We start from the raw sequence: 18,678 nt of genomic DNA, 5'->3' as shown, positions 1-18,678 counted from the left end.
TAATTAATCCCTAAATAGATAGATATTTGGTTAAATGATGATGCTATAAATAACTGGTATGAAGATGATCAACAGAGTATAGGTAAAGGAAGAGTCCAGCAATATACAGATTTTGCTGTGACATTAACTTATAGTTAATCCGATAGTTATTTGACAATAATGTTATAATATTTAGAAAAAATGTCATCATATAGCCAAGATTTCAGAGATATCGTAATAACTAAATATAAAGAAGGCCTAACAGACAAAGAGCTAAGTAATTTTTTTAATATAGATATCCGTACTACTAGATCTTGGATAAACTTATACGAGACAACTGGTGATTATAAATCTAAGCAAGGCTTGGGTTGCGGTAGAGTAGCAACCTTTACAGATAAGGAAGCGATAGAAAGCTACTTAAGAACATATCCAGATGCAATGGCTTTAGATATTAGAGAAGCATTAGCTCCTGAAATACCTAGAAGCACATTTTATGATTGTCTTACCAGACTTGGTTTTAGTTTTAAAAAAAGACACCTAAATATAAGCAAAGAAAAGAACAAGATAGGCAAAGTTTTATAGAGGTTGTTGAGACTATTGAACCTAACAAACTTGTATATTTAGATGAAATGGGTATGGATAATAAACAGTCTGTACTAAGAGGATGGTCTCTTGTTGGTAAACCTAGCTATGGTGAAGTTATTGCTTATCAAACTCAGAGAAAAAGTATAGTTGCTGGTTATAACTATTTAGAAAAGAAGATTATAGCACCGCTAGAGTATACTGGATATACAGATACTCAAATTTTTAATCAGTGGTTTGAAGAGCATTTATGTCCTGAGTTAATTCCAAAGACTACTGTTGTTATGGATAATGCTAGTTTTCATAAGTCTCCTAAATTGGCTAAAATAGCAGAGAAGTTTGATATACAGATACTATACCTTCCTGCTTATTCTCCTGATTTAAATCCTATAGAAAAAATTTGGGCCAATTTTAAAAGAATTTTAAGAAAAGTAAATAATTCTTTTGATAATTTATCTGATGCTATTACTCACGTCTTTAGCACAATATTATCAGATTAACTATACATTGTCAAACTGGATGTTTAATTTGATTATAGGTGATTATACGCTAAGTGTAATTACTATAGTATGGATGTCAGGAACTATTTTTATATTTGCTATATTTTGTGTTATATCTTTGTTAGTGGTTAAGCTATATGTGCCTGAAACAAAAGGAGTTCAATTAGAAACAATAGAGATTAATGCCCGTCAAAAAACCTCTTTAAGAGATCTAGGAACTTGGAGGTATCTTATAAGAGAAGGATTAATATTTAACTGAAAAAACTGATAATAGATTATTAAACTATTAGTTGGAGTAATATTTAATGCCTCTTTTTATTTTTTCTTTACCATTTTCTACTCTCCATTTATTGGTGTCTCTAAGGCTATAGGCACAACCACAATACTCTTGTTGGTAAAATTCTTCATTTTTAGATATTTCTAACATTCTGTAAGAACCACCTTTTTTTCTCCAGTTAAAGTCCCAATATTTAACTCCCTTGAAGAGTGAGGCAGCTTTTTTACCAGATGTATTTATTTGTTCCATATTTTTCCATTTAGAAATTCCTAATGTACTAGATATAAGAGAAAATCCATGTTTATCAGCATATTCAGCTGTCTTTACAAACCTCATATCAAAGCACATAGTGCATCGAATTCCTCTTTCAGGTTCATCCTCCATACCTTTAGCAAGATTAAACCAATTATCTTTATCATAGTCAGCATCAATAAAAGCCATGCCTAGTTTATCAGCATATCTTTTATTTTCTTCTTTTCTAATCATATACTCTTCAGTAGGGTGGATGTTTGGATTATAAAAGAAAATTGTAACCTCTAAATCAGAAGCAGCTAATGCATCCATTACCTCACCAGCACATGGTGCGCAACAGGAGTGTAACAATACTTTTCCACTGCCATCAGGTGTATCTAACTTGGGTCTTTCATAGTTATCTAACAAGTAGTTATCATTCATCATAGTTTTATTCCTTGTAATTTTATATATATTTATGAAAATAAATTTTATGCTACAATTCTATCTAAATTATAGTTTATTTTCTATATGGCTTTTATCAAGCGCTACTTGATTATTGTTTTTTCTTGATGAAAATTGTACTAGAGCTATAGGTATTTAAAAGAATATTTATGTTTTAGATGATTGAAAATGTAATTATATTATTTTTTTATAATTAAAACTTTTTTGCCTAAATATACTGATATTATTATAAGAAACATGCCAATAAACTGCTGTATAGAGAATGTTTCTCTAAATAATATATAACCATAAAATAGAGCAAAAATAGGACCTACTAGTAATACAAGCGAGCTCATAGTTAATGAAATATTTTTTATTTTACTAATATAAAGTATATTGCCTAGAAGATGCCCAAACAATGCTATAGATACTAGGATAATAAAGCCTTGAAGGGTTGTTGGAAGTATTTGCTCTTTAAAAATTATTGCAAGCGTAAAAAGGATTATAGAACCACTTAGCGATGCTATAAACATTATTCTAAATGTTGAGCAGGAATTTCTTAACTGTTTAGATAGGATTATAAATAAGGAATAAAATACTGCTGAGATAATAGCTAGCCAGTTTCCTAAAAGATGTTTGACGCTGATACCAGTTTGACTCATTAATAATAGCAATCCACAAAAAGCAATTAAGAGAATGATATAATACTTTAATGGTACTTTTTCCTTAAAGAATATAATAGCTATAAAAGTTGTGATAAAAGGACAGAGGTTTGTTAGAAGAGTTGCTTCTGCAATTGAAGTGTAAATAAGAGATATGCTAAAAAATGTTAAATCTAGTGCTAAGAAACAACCGATAAGAGCAGCAATATTTAATGCTTTTTTTGATAGTTTTTTCTCATCTTTATCTTTAGAGAAACCGAGAAACGAATAAAGAAAAACACAAGGTAATAATAGTCTATAGCCAAAGCTTGCTATTGGGCCTACTTCAGAGTACCTAATTAATACAGATGCAATGACTAGATTTGAAAGAGAAAAAATTATTATAAAAAACTCTCTATTCATAATAAACCCCAATAGTAGTGAATATTGAAAGATAATAGCATAAAGTTAACTAAGATAAACCTTAGGAACAAGAAAATCTTTGAATTTTTAAAGGTTATATTTTAAAAAAACAGAGTGTACAAAAATTATTTAATAATAATATCTATATAGTAAGAAAACTAGCTATATTCTGGGATTAAAGAGGAGAAATATGACCAATTACGCCATCATAATTCCTTAAAGTCATATTCTCCATTCATTGCTGCTAAATTATGAACAAAAAACCTCCAGTTTTTATCTGTATATATTCCTGTAATATTTAATTGAGATATATCGCTATTATAGTTTAATTCAGATTGAACAAGAATATATCTCCGGATATTTATATTTAATGATTTTACTACTTGTATGGCTTCTCTTTCTAAAGCTAAATTTTTTCTTTTATTTCAGCAAAAGGGTCTAGTTCATATTTCCAAGATCTATGTTTCCAATATTTTTGGTAATGGCTAAGCTCTAAGTCTTCGGGTCTTAAATGAATCATGCCATAGCTACCATCATTGTATTCTACAATAAACAATGTACATCCGCTTAAATCATTAATATATGCAAAAAATTTTTTGCGTAAGTTTTTCTGCTCCAGTATGCCTTATGTGATTGAGTGCAAGGGTATATGTATTTAGAGTTTCATATGGAGATATTTTTAAGTCATGTATTATTTTTCTAATATTCATTTAATACTTACTATTTATTTTTGAGTCCAAGGTTTTATAAGTGGGCTCATTTACGAATGAATGCTTTATATAGTTAATCTGATAATATTGTGCTAAAGACGTGAGTAATAGCATCAGATAAATTATCAAAAGAATTATTTACTTTTCTTAAAATTCTTTTAAAATTGGCCCAAATTTTTTCTATAGGATTTAAATCAGGAGAATAAGCAGGAAGGTATAGTATCTGTATATCAAACTTCTCTGCTATTTTAGCCAATTTAGGAGACTTATGAAAACTAGCATTATCCATAACAACAGTAGTCTTTGGAATTAACTCAGGACATAAATGCTCTTCAAACCACTGATTAAGAATTTGAGTATCTGTATATCCAGTATACTCTAGCGGTGCTATAATCTTCTTTTCTAAATAGTTATAACCAGCAACTATACTTTTTCTCTGAGTTTGATAAGCAATAACTTCACCATAGCTAGGTTTACCAACAAGAGACCATCCTCTTAGTACAGACTGTTTATTATCCATACCCATTTCATCTAAATATACAAGTTTGTTAGGTTCAATAGTCTCAACAACCTCTATAAAACTTTGCCTATCTTGTTCTTTTCTTTGCTTATATTTAGGTGTCTTTTTTTAAAACTAAAACCAAGTCTGGTAAGACAATCATAAAATGTGCTTCTAGGTATTTCAGGAGCTAATGCTTCTCTAATATCTAAAGCCATTGCATCTGGATATGTTCTTAAGTAGCTTTCTATCGCTTCCTTATCTGTAAAGGTTGCTACTCTACCGCAACCCAAGCCTTGCTTAGATTTATAATCACCAGTTGTCTCGTATAAGTTTGTCCAAGATCTAGTAGTACGGATATCTATATTAAAAAAATTACTTAGCTCTTTGTCTGTTAGGCCTTCTTTATATTTAGTTATTACGATATCTCTGAAATCTTGGCTATATGATGACATTTTTTCTAAATATTATAACATTATTGTCAAATAACTATCGGATTAACTATATAACCAGTTGATGCTCTTTCTAGCTCTCAACAGAGGTCGATTAGTTAGAGTAAAACTAATATATAAATATCTGACTATATTAGTTATACTGATCTAGTTGCAGTTTTACGAAGTATGTTTTAGTATGAATAATAAGATAATATCTTTTCTAAAGATATCTTATGGAAATATTTTAGAATGGTATGATTTTTCATTATATATATATTTTGCTACATTTATAGCTTTGAATTTTTTCCCTTCAAAAAATCATCAGTTATCTTTGGTATTAACTTTTTCAGTATTTTTTATAGGTACATTTATCAGACCTCTTGGTGCTCTGATTTTAGGCTATCTTGCAGATATTTTTTCTTATGCTTATGTAGTTAATATTTGTACAATTTCAATGGGTATATCAACAGTATTGATAGGTTTTATTCCTACTTATTCTAGTATTGGTATATTAGCTCCTATTTTATTAATCCTTTTGCGAATTATACAAGGTTTATCTGTTGGCGGACAGTTTCCAACACTTATAACTTTAGGGGTTAGTGATTCAAAAACTAGACCTGGCTTATCTGTTGGAATTATTTTTTCAATTTCATCAGTTGGATTTCTTTTAGCATCATTAGTAGGTACGTTTTCACAGCTAATTTTTGAAAATCATAATCAGTTAATTTGGCGAGTACCTTTTATTTTAAGTGGTGTACTTTTTGTAATTTATTTATATCTAAATAGAAATGAAAATTATTCTCACCAGCCACCAAAACAAAAACCTCAATCTAGATTATTAAAAGCAATAATTAGACAGTATAAGCAGATAATTATTGTATCTCTTATAACCTGTATGTGTGCTTCTCTTTACTATATGGTTTTTACATATCTTGTGAACTACCAAGTTGAGTATCAAAATGTTAGTGAGATAAAGGCTTTATTCTTAAATAGTATTATATTATTCTTTGCATGTATCTTATACCCTACATTTGGGTACATTGCTGATAAATACGGTCATATAAAAGTTTTATACATATCTTTAATAGCTTTAGTTATATTATTTTATCCATTAATAATTCTGATAAAAATTAATAGTTTTTTTATAAGTTTTTTAGCTATTTTCTTTTTTTCTGTGATAATGGCTGCTATTCAAGGATCAGTTTCACCATTTTTTTCATTAGTTTTTGATAAAGAGTGGAGAGCAACGGGGTGTGCTATTAGTTATAGTATTGGTAATGGTATTAGTGGAGCAGCACCTTTATTTGCAAGTATGTTTGTCGCCAGGCACGGTATTACAGGTTTGGCATTTTATACTTTGATATTGGTGATACTTGGAGTAATAGGTACTTTGGGAATATATCAAACTATGAAAAATAACTCTTTTAATTAACTATTTCTATAATAATATTATGAATAGATATATTATTTTATATAATGTTAATAATAGCTCATAATTATATAAAATAAGTTTTATGAATAAAACTCAACAGCAAATTTTAAGTTTTTTAAATGATCAAAACTATGTTAGTGGACAAGATATAGGTGAAGCATTAGGAATATCAAGAGCTGCGGTATCAAAAAATATAAAAAATCTGAAAGATAATTATCAAATAACTATATTCTCCAATCCTAAAGTGGGTTATTTACTTGATGAGAAGTTAGATTTTATAGATGTTACAAAGTTAGAAAAAGTTTTTGAAAATATAAATTATTTTTATTCGGTAGATTCAACCTCTAAATATGCTATAAAAAACTATAAAAATTATTATAATAATGCAATTTTTATATCAGAAAGCCAAACTGATGGTTTTGGAAGGTTTCATAGAAAATGGATTTCACCATTTGGCAAAAATATCTACTGTACTTTGATTGAAACAATTGAATTAGACATATCTAAATTAAATGGATTATCTTTAGTCATAGCTATAAGTATTACAAAAGTTTTAAATAGATTAGGTTTAATTGCTAAACTAAAATGGCCAAATGATATTTTTATTAAAGATAAAAAAATAGCAGGGGTATTAGTTAATATTTCAGCAGAAATTAATGATAAAGCTAAGCTATTTATAGGATTTGGTTTGAATGTAAATATGCAAAATAATGATAGTATCACAAAAAAATGGACTTCAATTAAATTAGAATCTCAAAGACATGCAAATAGAACCAATTTACTTATAGAATTAATAAAGCAAATAAGAGAAGATTTAGCTATATTTGTTAGCCAAGGATTTTCTTTCTTTAAAAAAGATTATGAAGAATTTAATTATCTTATAGATAAGGAGTTTTCATTAGCCTTAGCAGATAAAGAATTTAATAATTGTAAATATAAAGGTTTATCTGAAATAGGAGAGATAATTATTGAAAATCATCAAGGTACTTATTATTTTTCTTCTGGAGATATAGTTAATCCGATAGTTATTTGACAATAATGTTATAATATTTAGAAAAAATGTCATCATATAGCCAAGATTTCAGAGATATCGTAATAACTAAATATAAAGAAGGCCTAACAGACAAAGAGCTAAGTAATTTTTTTAATATAGATATCCGTACTACTAGATCTTGGATAAACTTATACGAGACAACTGGTGATTATAAATCTAAGCAAGGCTTGGGTTGCGGTAGAGTAGCAACCTTTACAGATAAGGAAGCGATAGAAAGCTACTTAAGAACATATCCAGATGCAATGGCTTTAGATATTAGAGAAGCATTAGCTCCTGAAATACCTAGAAGCACATTTTATGATTGTCTTACCAGACTTGGTTTTAGTTTTAAAAAAAGACACCTAAATATAAGCAAAGAAAAGAACAAGATAGGCAAAGTTTTATAGAGGTTGTTGAGACTATTGAACCTAACAAACTTGTATATTTAGATGAAATGGGTATGGATAATAAACAGTCTGTACTAAGAGGATGGTCTCTTGTTGGTAAACCTAGCTATGGTGAAGTTATTGCTTATCAAACTCAGAGAAAAAGTATAGTTGCTGGTTATAACTATTTAGAAAAGAAGATTATAGCACCGCTAGAGTATACTGGATATACAGATACTATACCTTCCTGCTTATTCTCCTGATTTAAATCCTATAGAAAAAATTTGGGCCAATTTTAAAAGAATTTTAAGAAAAGTAAATAATTCTTTTGATAATTTATCTGATGCTATTACTCACGTCTTTAGCACAATATTATCAGATTAACTATATTATAAATATTTGTTAATAACATTAATATTTAATATTAAAAAAATACATGCTAGAGTATATTCGAATCTTACTAAAAACAAAGGAAATTTAGTATGCATATTGGGGAACGTCGTAAATGGTATATTGGCTTAGCTATTTTTATAATAATGGTTCTATTTTCACTTGCTTTGTTTAAAGCATCAATCTGGATTAGTGTAGCGTTTATCACAGCTTTATTTATATTAGCTATTTATGATGTTAGGCAAAAAAAACACTCAATTTTAAGAAATTTTCCTATAGTTGGGCATATGCGTTTTATTTTAGAGTTTTTGCGTCCAGAGATTCAACAGTATTTTATAGCTGATGATGAGAGTGAAAAACCCTTTTGTAGGGAACAGCGTTCTACTATTTATCGTCGTGCAAAAGGTGTAAATGATACAGTTGCTTTTGGTACGGAGAAGGATATTAATCAGGTAGGCTATGAGTGGGTAACTCACTCGTTAATTCCTAAGCATATTGATGAAGTTGAGAGCCGTATTGTATTTGGAGGACCCGACTGTAAAAAGCCATACATAGCATCACATTTAAATATCTCAGCAATGAGTTTTGGAGCATTATCAGCTAATGCTGTTATGGCTTTAAATAAAGGGGCAAAATTAGGAGGTTTTTATCAAAATACAGGTGAGGGTGGTTTAACTGAGCATCATTTACAAGGTGGTGATATTGTATTTCAGATTGGGACAGGATATTTTGGGTGTCGTACAGAAGATGGTAATTTCTCAAGAGATAAATTTATTAAAAAAGCTAATTTAGAAAGCGTAAAAATGATAGAGATTAAACTATCTCAAGGCGCTAAACCAGCACATGGTGGGGTTTTACCAGCTGCTAAAATTACACCAGAAATTGCAAAAATTAGAGATGTGCCTATGGGACAGGATGTTTTATCACCTCCAGCACATAGTGCTTTTTCAACACCTGAAGAATTTTGTTATTTTATAAAAGAGTTGAGAGATCTATCAGCGGGTAAGCCAATTGGTTTTAAATTATGTATCGGTAGTCATGTTGAGTTTCTTTCAATTTGCAAAGCTATGCTAAAAACTGGAATAAAAGCTGATTTTATAACTGTAGATGGAGCAGATGGTGGCACAGGAGCAGCACCATTGGAGTTCTCAAACTATATAGGCATGCCTTTGGAGGATAGTTTGATTTTTGTTAATAATGCTTTAGTTGGGTGTGGCCTAAGAAAAGATATTCGCATAATTGCTAGTAGTAAAGTTGCTACTGGATTTGATATGGTTAGATTGTTTGCTATGGGAGCTGATACTTGTAATTCTGCAAGAGCTATGATGCTTGCTGTTGGCTGTATCCAATCTCGCCAATGTAATAATAATACTTGTCCTGTAGGAGTTGCTACGCAAAATGATAGATTAGCTAAGGCATTGGTAGTTGAAGAGAAAATGCATCGGGTATATAAGTTCCATAAGGCAACTATAAAATCTTGTACAGAAATAATTGGGGCTATGGGTTTAACCTCTGCTAAGAGTGTTAGTCCTGATAATCTAAAGAAGCGTATATCAGTTAATGAAATAAAGTCATATCTTGATCTATATGATTTTATTCCAGAGAATTCTTTGATAAGAGGTGATATTCCTAAAAGTTTTGAAAGGTCTTGGCAAAAAGCACAAGCAGAGTCATTTTGAATTTAAATAATAATTTTAGTATTTGATACTTATAGTTAACTCTTATAGATCTACTTTGTTAAAATATTGAGTATAACTGTTTTAGTTAATTAAGTATGGCATTATATACCTATCCTTCAAATAAATTAGAGTACTTAGTTGAAGTATTGTCTAAGCTTTTAGATGTTGAACAAAAAGATATATTTAAACCAACCCAACTTATAGTTGGAAGTCGCGGTATGCAGCATTGGTTAAGTATGCAGCTAGCTGAAAGCCGTAGTATAGCTATGAATCTAAAGTATGATATGGTAAATAGTTATATCCTTGATATATGCTATGAAATAACAGCCAAGCAAGAGTATAAAAAAGCATATACGAGAGATACGCTTACATGGAGGATTTTTAAAATATTATCAAATAGTGATTTAGAAAATTCTAAACTTAAAGAATATTATATAGATAGTGATATAAAAAAATATCAATTATCAGCTAAAATCGCTGAAGTTTTTTCGAAATATATATCATATCGAAGTGATTGGTTAGAAATATGGGAGAGTGGAGAATATATAAACATAAAGGCTGAAGAAGATGAAGATTGGCAGAGGTATATATGGCAAAAGTTAGTTTTAGAAATCCCTTATACTCCACACTCTATACAAAAACAAGCAATAACCAAATTTAGTATTCAAACTTTACAAAAAATAAATGTGCCTAGTAATATATATCTATTTGGGATAAACACTGTTTCACCAAGAAATTTGAATTTTCTATTTGAATTAGCTAAGTATATTGACCTAAATATCTTATATATTAACCCTTGTAGTGAATATTGGGGTGATTTGAAAAATAAAAATATATCTGCTTGGCTTGGTAATGATGATTATGAAGCCCAACCACTTTTAGCAAATCTAGGTCAACAAGGTAAGGAATTTATCAATACTTTAATCGATACTCCAGCTAAGCAAGAATTTGAAGTTTTTGAAAATGCTAAAAAGCTGGAAAATATAAAGCAATCTCAACTTGTAAGCTTGCAAAGGAATTTATTAGAACTTGATTGTTATAATCATAGTAAACAAAAAGATAATACGATTAGTATTAATTCTTGTCATAGCCCGCTTAGAGAGGTTCAGATACTTCATGATAAGCTATTAGATATTATAAAAATTGATGAGAGTATTAAAGCTCGTGATATCCTTGTAATGTGTCCAAATATTGAAGATTACTCTCCATATATTGATAGTGTTTTTTCAAGGTATAGTAATGATAAGAAATTAGCTTGTTCTATAGCTGATAGAACTCTTTTAGATTCTGAGCCTTTGGCTGCAAGTTTTATGGATTTATTACAGCTGCCAGAAAGTAATTTTGAAGTAAATAAAATATTAGATTATTTAACCGTCCCAGCAATTCAACAAAAATTTAATATATCTAATAACCAGTTAGAAACTATACACTATTGGCTTAAGCAGACATGTATTCATCATAGTAATGATGGAGGTGTTTTTTCTTGGGCGTGGGGTTTAAGAAGATTAATCTTGGGATTTAGTTATAGTGATAGTGAATATATTGTAAATAATAGTCTTTTAACTGTACCAATTATCGAAGGTAGTGAAATAATTGAGTTAGGTGGGCTATATGAACTTTTAGAACGGTTAGCTGAATATTCAAATCAACTTTTAGAGACTAGAAGTTTTGCAAAATGGCAGGATTATCTTTTAAAAATGTTTGATGATGTTTTTAATGTAGCTAAAGATGATGAATATATTGCAAAAAAGATAAAGGATATTATCGTAACAACAACTAATCAGGCGAAAGGTATTATCGGTGATGAAAAAGTTGATTTATATACGATTAGATATTGTTTAAATTTGCAATTATCTGAGCCAATTATAAATAACCATTTCCTAAATGGTAAAGTAACATTTTGCTCAATGACACCTATGAGGAACATACCATTTAAAGTAGTTGCTATGCTTGGATTAAACAATGGTAAGTTTCCACGCCAAGAAACCGCAATTAGTTTTGATTTAATCGCTAGGCTTGGTAGAAGATCTGGAGATAGGACAAAGAGAAATGATGATAGGTATTTATTTTTAGAAACAATATTATCTGCACGTTCAAATTCATATTTTAGTTATATAGGTAAAAGTGTTAAGACAAATTCAGAACAGCAGTCAAGTTTAGTATTGAAAGAATTTATTAATTATTTACAAAAAAATTATGCCTGGAATGATAGTGATATAAAAGAATTCCCACTGCATGCTTTTAGTCCTAAATGTTATTCAGATAAATATAGAAGTTATGATCATGCTTGGTTAAAATTGTTAAAGGCTGATATACAAGATTTTTATAATATAAAAGCTTCTAATGATAATAAAAGTAAGTTATTAGAAAGTTTAACTGTTCCAAAATTTGTAAATATTTTTGATAATCCTTTAAAAGCGTATGCAAATTATAGTTTAGACTTATATTTGGGAGATAATTTTGAGGAGCTTGAAGATAGTGAACCATTCGATATTAAACCACTTGATAGATATCAATTAAAGCAAAATTTATTTAGTGATTTTAGTAATAACATAAATATTGAACAAACACTCAAAAAAAATAAATTAAGTGGTAGATTTCCAGATTCAGTATTGACTGATGATGAGTTAAATTTAGAAGTCATGAGTATAGGTAAATTAGTAACAGAATCAAAGATTAGTGAGTTTAAATATGAATATTTAGTGATTGGTGTTTTGGGCTATGAGCTTAGCACATCTTGCTATATTAAAAATGATCAATTAATGCTATGTAATCCATCAAAGCTTAGAATAAAACATAAGTTTGAATTATATTTAACTGCTTTAATCGTAGCATATAAGGAACAAAAAAATATCTCAGCTATTTATTACTATCTAGAAAAAAATGAAGTTAAAGAATTTGTGATTAGAAATATTAGCTATATGATGGCTATATCGATATTAGAATCCTATATAAGAGAAGCACAATGCTTAATTAAGAAACCTAAATTAGCCCACTTAGCATTAGCTGAAGCTTTATTTACTAGTGAACACAATACAGATAAAAAGCAACAGGAAGTATGGAATAGAGTTATTTCAGATGAAAATAACTATAAAGCACTAGATAAAGATGAGTATTTCAGGATTTTTTATAGTGAGAATCCTTCTATCAATGATTTTGAGGGTACAGGTATTTTCCAAGATTTTTTTGAGGTAATAAATGAAGATTAGAAATAAAGATTATAATATGCGATCACTTTATAAAAACATATACATAAGCTTTGAAATTGCTATTGCTGCATGTTTATGTTTTTTGTTTGGTTTTTATGTATCAGAGTTGTTGCATCGTGGGCAATCTATTATAGGTGGTTTTTGGTGCTTAATTACAGTTTCAACCATATTACAATTAAGCGTTAAAGACTCATATTCAGCAGCTTTTCAAATATTTGTGGGTTCGGTTATTGGCGGTATTACAGCATTTATTTTTACTTCTATTATTGGCTATTATTATTATGTTATGATTTTGACTGTAGCAATAAGTGTTTTTATTACTGCTAGTCTCCATCTTGATAATGCTATAAAGATGAGTAGTGCTAATGCTGGAGTGATAGTTGCCTTAGGTTTATATCAGCCTGATTATTCGCCTTTTTTAAATGCTAGTTTACGTTTGATAGAAACTTTTAGTGGTACTGCAATAGCTTTATTTTTTATATTTATTAGCAGAATATTTAAGATAAGAGTCGATTAGTAATAAGTGTGTTTTACTAAATTTAGTAAAAGTTGAAAAAAAGATGAAAAATTTAGATATAAAAACAATTCCTCTAACCGGCCGTCATATAATAGAAGCAAGTGCAGGTACTGGTAAAACTTATAATATTACAGAACTATATATTAGGCTTTTATTAGAGAAGAGGTTGCTTCCCAGTCAAATACTTGTGATGACATTTACTAAAGATGCTACTCAAGAAATTATTGGTAGGGTAGAATCAAAATTAAGAGAGAAATTAGCTAGCTATACACCTGAGCAGAAAGAGGAGCAAAAGAGTGATTATTTACACTTAAAAAGAGCTTCCTTAGAAATAGATGAAGCCGCTATTTTTACTATTCATGGGTTTTGTAAAAAAATACTTAGCGAACAAGCTTTTGCTAGTGGTATGGAGATGGATATCTCGATGGAGGTAGACACTTCTGATATCTTACAAAAAATAGTTGAAGATTTTTTTAGAAAAAATATAAATAATAATAAAACTAATTATGAGTATTTAAAACTGTATAGCTTACATACCCCAGAGAGGTTCTTAGATAGAGATGGTTTAGCTAGTGTTATTAAATCAAATTATCAAATAATTGCAGATCAAACTATAAGTTTTGATGAATTTATACTCCAGAAAAAGTATCAATTAGAGATTTTAACAAAGAATCAAAGTATTGTTGATGAATTTTTATCTAAAGTGGGTAAGGGAGAGCCGCAAGGTAAACGTGTTGATGAGTATAGTAAAGTTTTGAAATGGTTAGAATTGCCTAGTGATGTCCCATTTCCTGATTGTATATCTATAATTACAAACGGTAATAAGATAAAAGGAGCTAAAATAAAACCGCTTTTTAAAGGTATTAAAGAGCTAAAAGAATTGCTGTTAGAGATTAAGCAAAGAGAAGCAGCTCAATTTATCCAAGAAGTATGCTTACAAATCCGTAAAAATTTCATCATAACAAAACAAGATAAAGCAGTTTTAGATTTTGATGATTTAATCGCCAAACTTTGTAATAGTGTTAAAAGCTCGACTGATTTAATTAGAACATTACAAACTCAGTATCCAGTAGCGCTAATAGATGAGTTTCAAGATACAGATGCTCAACAATATGAAATACTAGATATGATTTATCCAGTAATTAACACAAATTTATTATTTATCATGATTGGTGACCCTAAGCAGGCAATTTATGGCTTTAGAGGAGGAGATATTTTTATATATTTAAGGGCTAAGCAGAGTTGTTCTTATGAGAACCAATGGAGTATGGATACAAATTGGCGTTCAACTTATGAAATGATAAAGGCATATAATCGTCTATTTTATAAAAGTAATTATAAATATGAAGGAGAGATTGCAAAAAATATTTTTGGTGAAGGTATTGACTATCAGACAGTTAAAGCATCAGCATATACCGAAGCAAAACAGAGAGAGTTTAAGGATAATCTCAAACCAATAAATTATTTTTATTATGAAGCTTCAAAAGATGATAAAAAAGGAGATATTGATAAAAAACTTTCCTATTGGGTTGCCAATGAAACAGTCAGGGTTTTGAATTCAAAATCTATAGTAGAAGATGAAATAGCAATACTTGTTGAAAATTCTAAACAAGCTAATATAATTCAGCAAGCGTTAAGTACAAAAGGATTAAGCTCTGTTTATTTAAGTCAAAGAGATAATGTTTTTCAAAGTCAGGAGGCTATAGAAATACTAAATCTAATGGAAGGTGTAAATGAACTTGAAAATAAAGCTTTATTAAAAAAAGCTTTAGCTACTAGTCTTTTGGGATCTACAGCAAAAGATTTTGTTGAGTTTTTGGATGAGGATGATGTTAGTGCTTGGGATGATAAGATAGAGCAAGTAAAAGTGTTACGCGCTCAATGGCAAAATTATGGCTTTATGATGATGATGATGCAGGTGATTCATCAGAATTTTAATTTAAGAGCTAATAATAAAGAAAGAGTTATTACTAATATTTTACACTTAGTAGAGCTTATCAAAGTAGCAGAGAGCAAATATAAGCACCCTAATCAACTTATTAAATGGTATCGTCAGCAAATAGTTAATAATTCTAATGCTGAGGGTGAATTGAGGCTAGAAAGCGATGATAGTCTAATAAAAATAATAACTATTCATGGTTCAAAAGGATTAGAGTTTCCAGTAATTTTTGTACCATTTGCAAGCTATGTTAGTACATCTAAATTTAATTTAAATAAAGTTAATAAATATTATGATAGTTTAAAAAAGCAAGCAGTTTACAAAATAGGTAGATGTGATACTACAAAGCAAATAATTGAACAAGAAACTATGCAAGAGTTGATGCGTTTATTTTATGTTGCAATAACTAGAGCTGAGCATAGATGTTATATCGGGGTTGCTAAGTATTCTAATAGTGAAAAATCGCCATTGGCTCAGTTTTTGAATTATCAAAAAACAGATAACTGGTTAGATAAAATAGAAATGATTACAAATGATCAAGTTAATCAAAGTCAAATAATTAAAATAAATGATTTTCAAAGTATTTCTCTAGCTATAAAAATTAATGAAGAGATCAGTCGGCAAGATTTATTGGCTAATGATATAAGAGATTTGAAAAATGATAATTGGGAAATGTTATCTTTTTCAAAAATTTCTAAATCAAAGTTTCAGAATACTGCTTTAGATAAAGAAAATGATGAAACAGATGATATTACCAGTAATCAAAAGTTAAATAGCAAATTGGAGTTCAGGTTCACAGCTCCAAGAGGAGCTGATACAGGTAATATTTTACATAATGTTTTAGAGCATACGGATTTTAGTACTGGAGAAATAGATGATGTTCTTTTAAGAGAACAAGTTAATAGATACAAGGTTGTAGCAGCAGAAGATTTTGATAAATTAAAAGAATGGTTAGTTGAATGTTTAAGTTCTGATATATTTGAAATTAATACTAACAATAGATTTTGTTTAAAAGATTTATTGAACTCAAAGACCCTCAAAGAGGCAGAATTTTATTTTCCAATAATGAATGAGAAGCTTTATAAAGCTGCGATTCTTAAGGTTCTTAATGAGTATCGAGGTATTTTTTCTCAGTTAGGTTTAGCATCTGAGTTACTAGATTATACGAGATTTGATAATTATAAAATTTTGGGAATGTTGCATGGATTTATAGATTTGATTTTTGAATATAATGGTAAATTTTATGTTGCTGATTATAAATCAAATTATCTCGGAGAGAAGGTTGGTAATTATAATCAACAGACAATGAGGATTAAAAATCAAAATAGCTTATATGATTTACAGTATCTGATATATAGTGTTGCTTTAAATAAATATTTAAAACAGAATATCCCAGACTATAATTTTGATACTCATTTTGGAGGGGTATATTATTTTTATTTACGAGGTATGAAAAGTGGTTATGGAGTCTATCAGGCCAAACCTCCTTATAGGATTATTAAAAAATTAAGTATGTTGTTTGACGGAGCTGATAATGATATATAAAAGTTTTCGTGAATGTTCTAAGTATTTAGCAAATATTAAATCTATTGATTTTTTCTTTGCACAAGAGGTTATGAATATCCTTTTAAAGAAAAATAATTTAAGAGGTTTAGCTAAAGAAAATAGTAAAAATCAAAATGATATTATAGTTGAGGATGTGGTGTTTCATTTGCTTCTAGCACTTATGTCAGCATATCATAAAGGCCATAGTTGTATAAGAATAAATAAGTTAGCTGATAAGGTTATATTTAATAATGATGGAGATTTAGAAGAGAGAAAGGGAGGTTTTTTTCTACCTAGTTATACGGATATTTTAAATATATTAAACTCTTTAGATTATACAGATTTACCAATTTATTTTGCTAATAAATTTGATTCATTATATATAAAAAAACTATGGTTATTTGAGAATGAAATAGCTAGTTTTATTCAATCAAAAAGCTATCCTAACCTTAGTGATTATCATAATAATATGGTTGAAAATATTAGCTTAAAATTATTTCAGGCCTCTAATGATTCTGACTTACAACGTATAGCAGTAAAAAAAAGTTTAAGCTATGGTTTTAGTATAGTGTCTGGAGGTCCTGGCACAGGTAAAACAACCACAGTTGCAAAAATGCTGGTGGCAATGCAAATGTTATCTAATCAAATGCAAAAAATCGCAATTTTAGCTCCTACAGGAAAGGCAGCACAAAGAATCACAGAATCTCTATATAATACTTTAAAAAACATAGATACTAGCAGCTTAAATAAAGAAGTGATGGAATATCTTGGAAATATTGAAGGTCAGACTATTCATCGTTTTTTAGGCTTGCGATTAGACTCAAATCAGACAAAATATAATACTCAAATAAAGGCACCCTACGATGTGATTATAGTTGATGAAGCATCGATGTTAGATATTAATATTTTTATCAAGTTAATAAGATCTATCGGAGAGAATACCCAGTTAGTTTTAATTGGTGATGTTAATCAGCTTCCATCTGTTGAGGCCGGAAGCCTTTTAGCAAATCTTATAAATTATCAAGATGGGAGTTTAGCCGAATATGCTACCAAGTTAATAAAAAATTATCGTTCACAGTACTATATTAATAATCTAGCTAATGATGTGTTAGTTGGAGATGTTGATATTCAAAAATATAAAAACCAAAATATTTCTTTCTATGATCTAAATAAACTAGCTAACTGTTTAAAAATATATGCTAATAAATATAAGGCTTTAGAAAGCTGTAACAATCACAAAGATGCCTTGAGAGAGTTAAGAAAATTTAGAATACTTGTCGCTAATAAAAATATTGAAATTGGTACAGATCAGTTAAATCAAAAGATTGAGAGCTTATTAAATAAGGAAATTAATTCTAACTATAAGGCTAGACCAATTATGATAACTCAAAATAACTATTCATTAGGGTTATTTAATGGAGATGTTGGTATTATTTGGCCAGATCAAACGGGTAGGTTAAGGGCATATTTTGATGCTAAAGAAGAGAAAACCTTTAGTTTAAATACGTTACCTCAGTATGAGAGTGTATATGTAATGACTATTCATAAAACTCAGGGTTCGGAATTTGATGAGGTTGCAATAATATTACCAAGCTTAGATAATAATGCTTTAAATAAGCAACTTTTTTATACAGCTATTACAAGAGCTAAATTTAAATTAGATATTATATGCGAACAAAGAATATTAGATATTGTTATAAGTAAAAATTCCCAAAGAAATTCAAATATAAATAAATTAGGTTCTGTCGCAAACTTATCGGGTTCTGTTGCAAAGATTGACAGTTTGTTAGATTGAACTTACACTTTTCACAAGTTTTTTCTATTTTAG

Annotated in this window: 14 protein-coding genes and 1 pseudogene; 10 read left to right on the top strand and 5 right to left on the bottom strand. The window is 29.1% G+C overall.

Annotated elements, in window-relative coordinates; translation table 11 throughout:
* Positions 1-43: 43 nt before the first annotated feature.
* Positions 44-190, bottom strand: a complete 147-nt coding sequence (locus ACR0PV_RS07505) for a hypothetical protein (protein ID WP_488172498.1) — start codon at positions 188-190, stop codon at positions 44-46.
* Between ACR0PV_RS07505 and ACR0PV_RS07500 the strand changes: the two genes are divergently transcribed.
* Both ACR0PV_RS07500 and ACR0PV_RS07495 read left to right on the top strand, forming a co-directional pair.
* A protein-coding gene (locus ACR0PV_RS07500) for an IS630 family transposase (protein WP_488172194.1) occupies positions 181-1,061 on the top strand; the annotation gives its coding sequence in 2 pieces (ribosomal slippage) (positions 181-505 and positions 505-1,061; 882 coding nt in all). The genes ACR0PV_RS07505 and ACR0PV_RS07500 overlap by 10 nt on opposite strands.
* The gene (locus ACR0PV_RS07495; RefSeq protein ID WP_488172497.1) at positions 1,021-1,320 is read left to right on the top strand and encodes an MFS transporter; all 300 of its coding nucleotides are present in this window, start codon (positions 1,021-1,023) and stop codon (positions 1,318-1,320) included. Before ACR0PV_RS07500 ends, ACR0PV_RS07495 begins: the two co-directional genes overlap by 41 nt.
* A 27-nt stretch (positions 1,321-1,347) precedes the next feature.
* Here ACR0PV_RS07495 and ACR0PV_RS07490 read toward each other — a convergent pair whose 3' ends face one another.
* The 4 genes from ACR0PV_RS07490 to ACR0PV_RS07475 all read right to left on the bottom strand — a co-directional run bounded on the left by ACR0PV_RS07490 (position 1,348) and on the right by ACR0PV_RS07475 (position 4,741).
* On the bottom strand, positions 1,348-2,016 hold the full coding sequence (locus ACR0PV_RS07490) for an epoxyqueuosine reductase QueH (protein ID WP_488172496.1): 669 nt from the start codon (positions 2,014-2,016) through the stop codon (positions 1,348-1,350).
* A gap of 197 nt (positions 2,017-2,213) precedes the next feature.
* On the bottom strand, positions 2,214-3,077 hold the full coding sequence (locus ACR0PV_RS07485; RefSeq protein ID WP_488172495.1) for a DMT family transporter: 864 nt from the start codon (positions 3,075-3,077) through the stop codon (positions 2,214-2,216).
* A 406-nt stretch (positions 3,078-3,483) separates the two neighbouring features.
* A complete protein-coding gene (locus ACR0PV_RS07480) occupies positions 3,484-3,633 on the bottom strand; it encodes a hypothetical protein (RefSeq protein WP_488172494.1) in 150 nt (49 codons plus the stop codon).
* A gap of 227 nt (positions 3,634-3,860) precedes the next feature.
* Positions 3,861-4,741 (bottom strand): IS630 family transposase gene (locus ACR0PV_RS07475; RefSeq protein WP_488172493.1). Its coding sequence is split into 2 segments (ribosomal slippage): positions 3,861-4,417 and positions 4,417-4,741, totalling 882 coding nucleotides; the frame shifts between segments, so codons are not numbered across the junction.
* A 175-nt stretch (positions 4,742-4,916) separates the two neighbouring features.
* Here ACR0PV_RS07475 and ACR0PV_RS07470 point away from each other — a divergent pair.
* From ACR0PV_RS07470 to recD, 8 genes and pseudogenes are all read left to right on the top strand, one after another.
* Positions 4,917-6,152: an MFS transporter gene (locus tag ACR0PV_RS07470; RefSeq protein WP_488172492.1), complete on the top strand. Its 1,236-nt coding sequence runs from the start codon at positions 4,917-4,919 to the stop codon at positions 6,150-6,152.
* A gap of 82 nt (positions 6,153-6,234) precedes the next feature.
* Positions 6,235-7,185 (top strand): biotin--[acetyl-CoA-carboxylase] ligase, encoded by a 951-nt coding sequence (locus tag ACR0PV_RS07465; protein ID WP_488172491.1) that lies wholly within the window; start codon positions 6,235-6,237, stop codon positions 7,183-7,185.
* Positions 7,186-7,211: 26 nt separating this feature from the next.
* Positions 7,212-7,955: pseudogene (locus ACR0PV_RS07460) on the top strand (transposase).
* 98 nt (positions 7,956-8,053) lie between these two features.
* Positions 8,054-9,640 (top strand): FMN-binding glutamate synthase family protein, encoded by a 1,587-nt coding sequence (locus ACR0PV_RS07455; RefSeq protein ID WP_488172490.1) that lies wholly within the window; start codon positions 8,054-8,056, stop codon positions 9,638-9,640.
* A gap of 95 nt (positions 9,641-9,735) precedes the next feature.
* Positions 9,736-12,849 (top strand): exodeoxyribonuclease V subunit gamma, encoded by a 3,114-nt coding sequence (gene recC, locus ACR0PV_RS07450; protein WP_488172489.1) that lies wholly within the window; start codon positions 9,736-9,738, stop codon positions 12,847-12,849.
* The gene (locus ACR0PV_RS07445; RefSeq protein ID WP_488172488.1) at positions 12,839-13,366 is read left to right on the top strand and encodes an FUSC family protein; all 528 of its coding nucleotides are present in this window, start codon (positions 12,839-12,841) and stop codon (positions 13,364-13,366) included. The genes recC and ACR0PV_RS07445 overlap by 11 nt, the downstream gene beginning before the upstream one ends.
* Before the next feature lie 43 nt (positions 13,367-13,409).
* On the top strand, positions 13,410-16,850 hold the full coding sequence (gene recB, locus ACR0PV_RS07440) for an exodeoxyribonuclease V subunit beta (protein WP_488172487.1): 3,441 nt from the start codon (positions 13,410-13,412) through the stop codon (positions 16,848-16,850).
* Positions 16,843-18,645, top strand: coding sequence for an exodeoxyribonuclease V subunit alpha (gene recD, locus ACR0PV_RS07435; protein WP_488173983.1), 1,803 nt, complete (start codon positions 16,843-16,845; stop codon positions 18,643-18,645). The genes recB and recD overlap by 8 nt, the downstream gene beginning before the upstream one ends.
* Positions 18,646-18,678: the final 33 nt, after the last annotated feature.

The organism is Francisella sp. AG1 (assembly GCF_057683165.1).
This window is presented reverse-complemented; position numbering and strand designations above follow the sequence as displayed.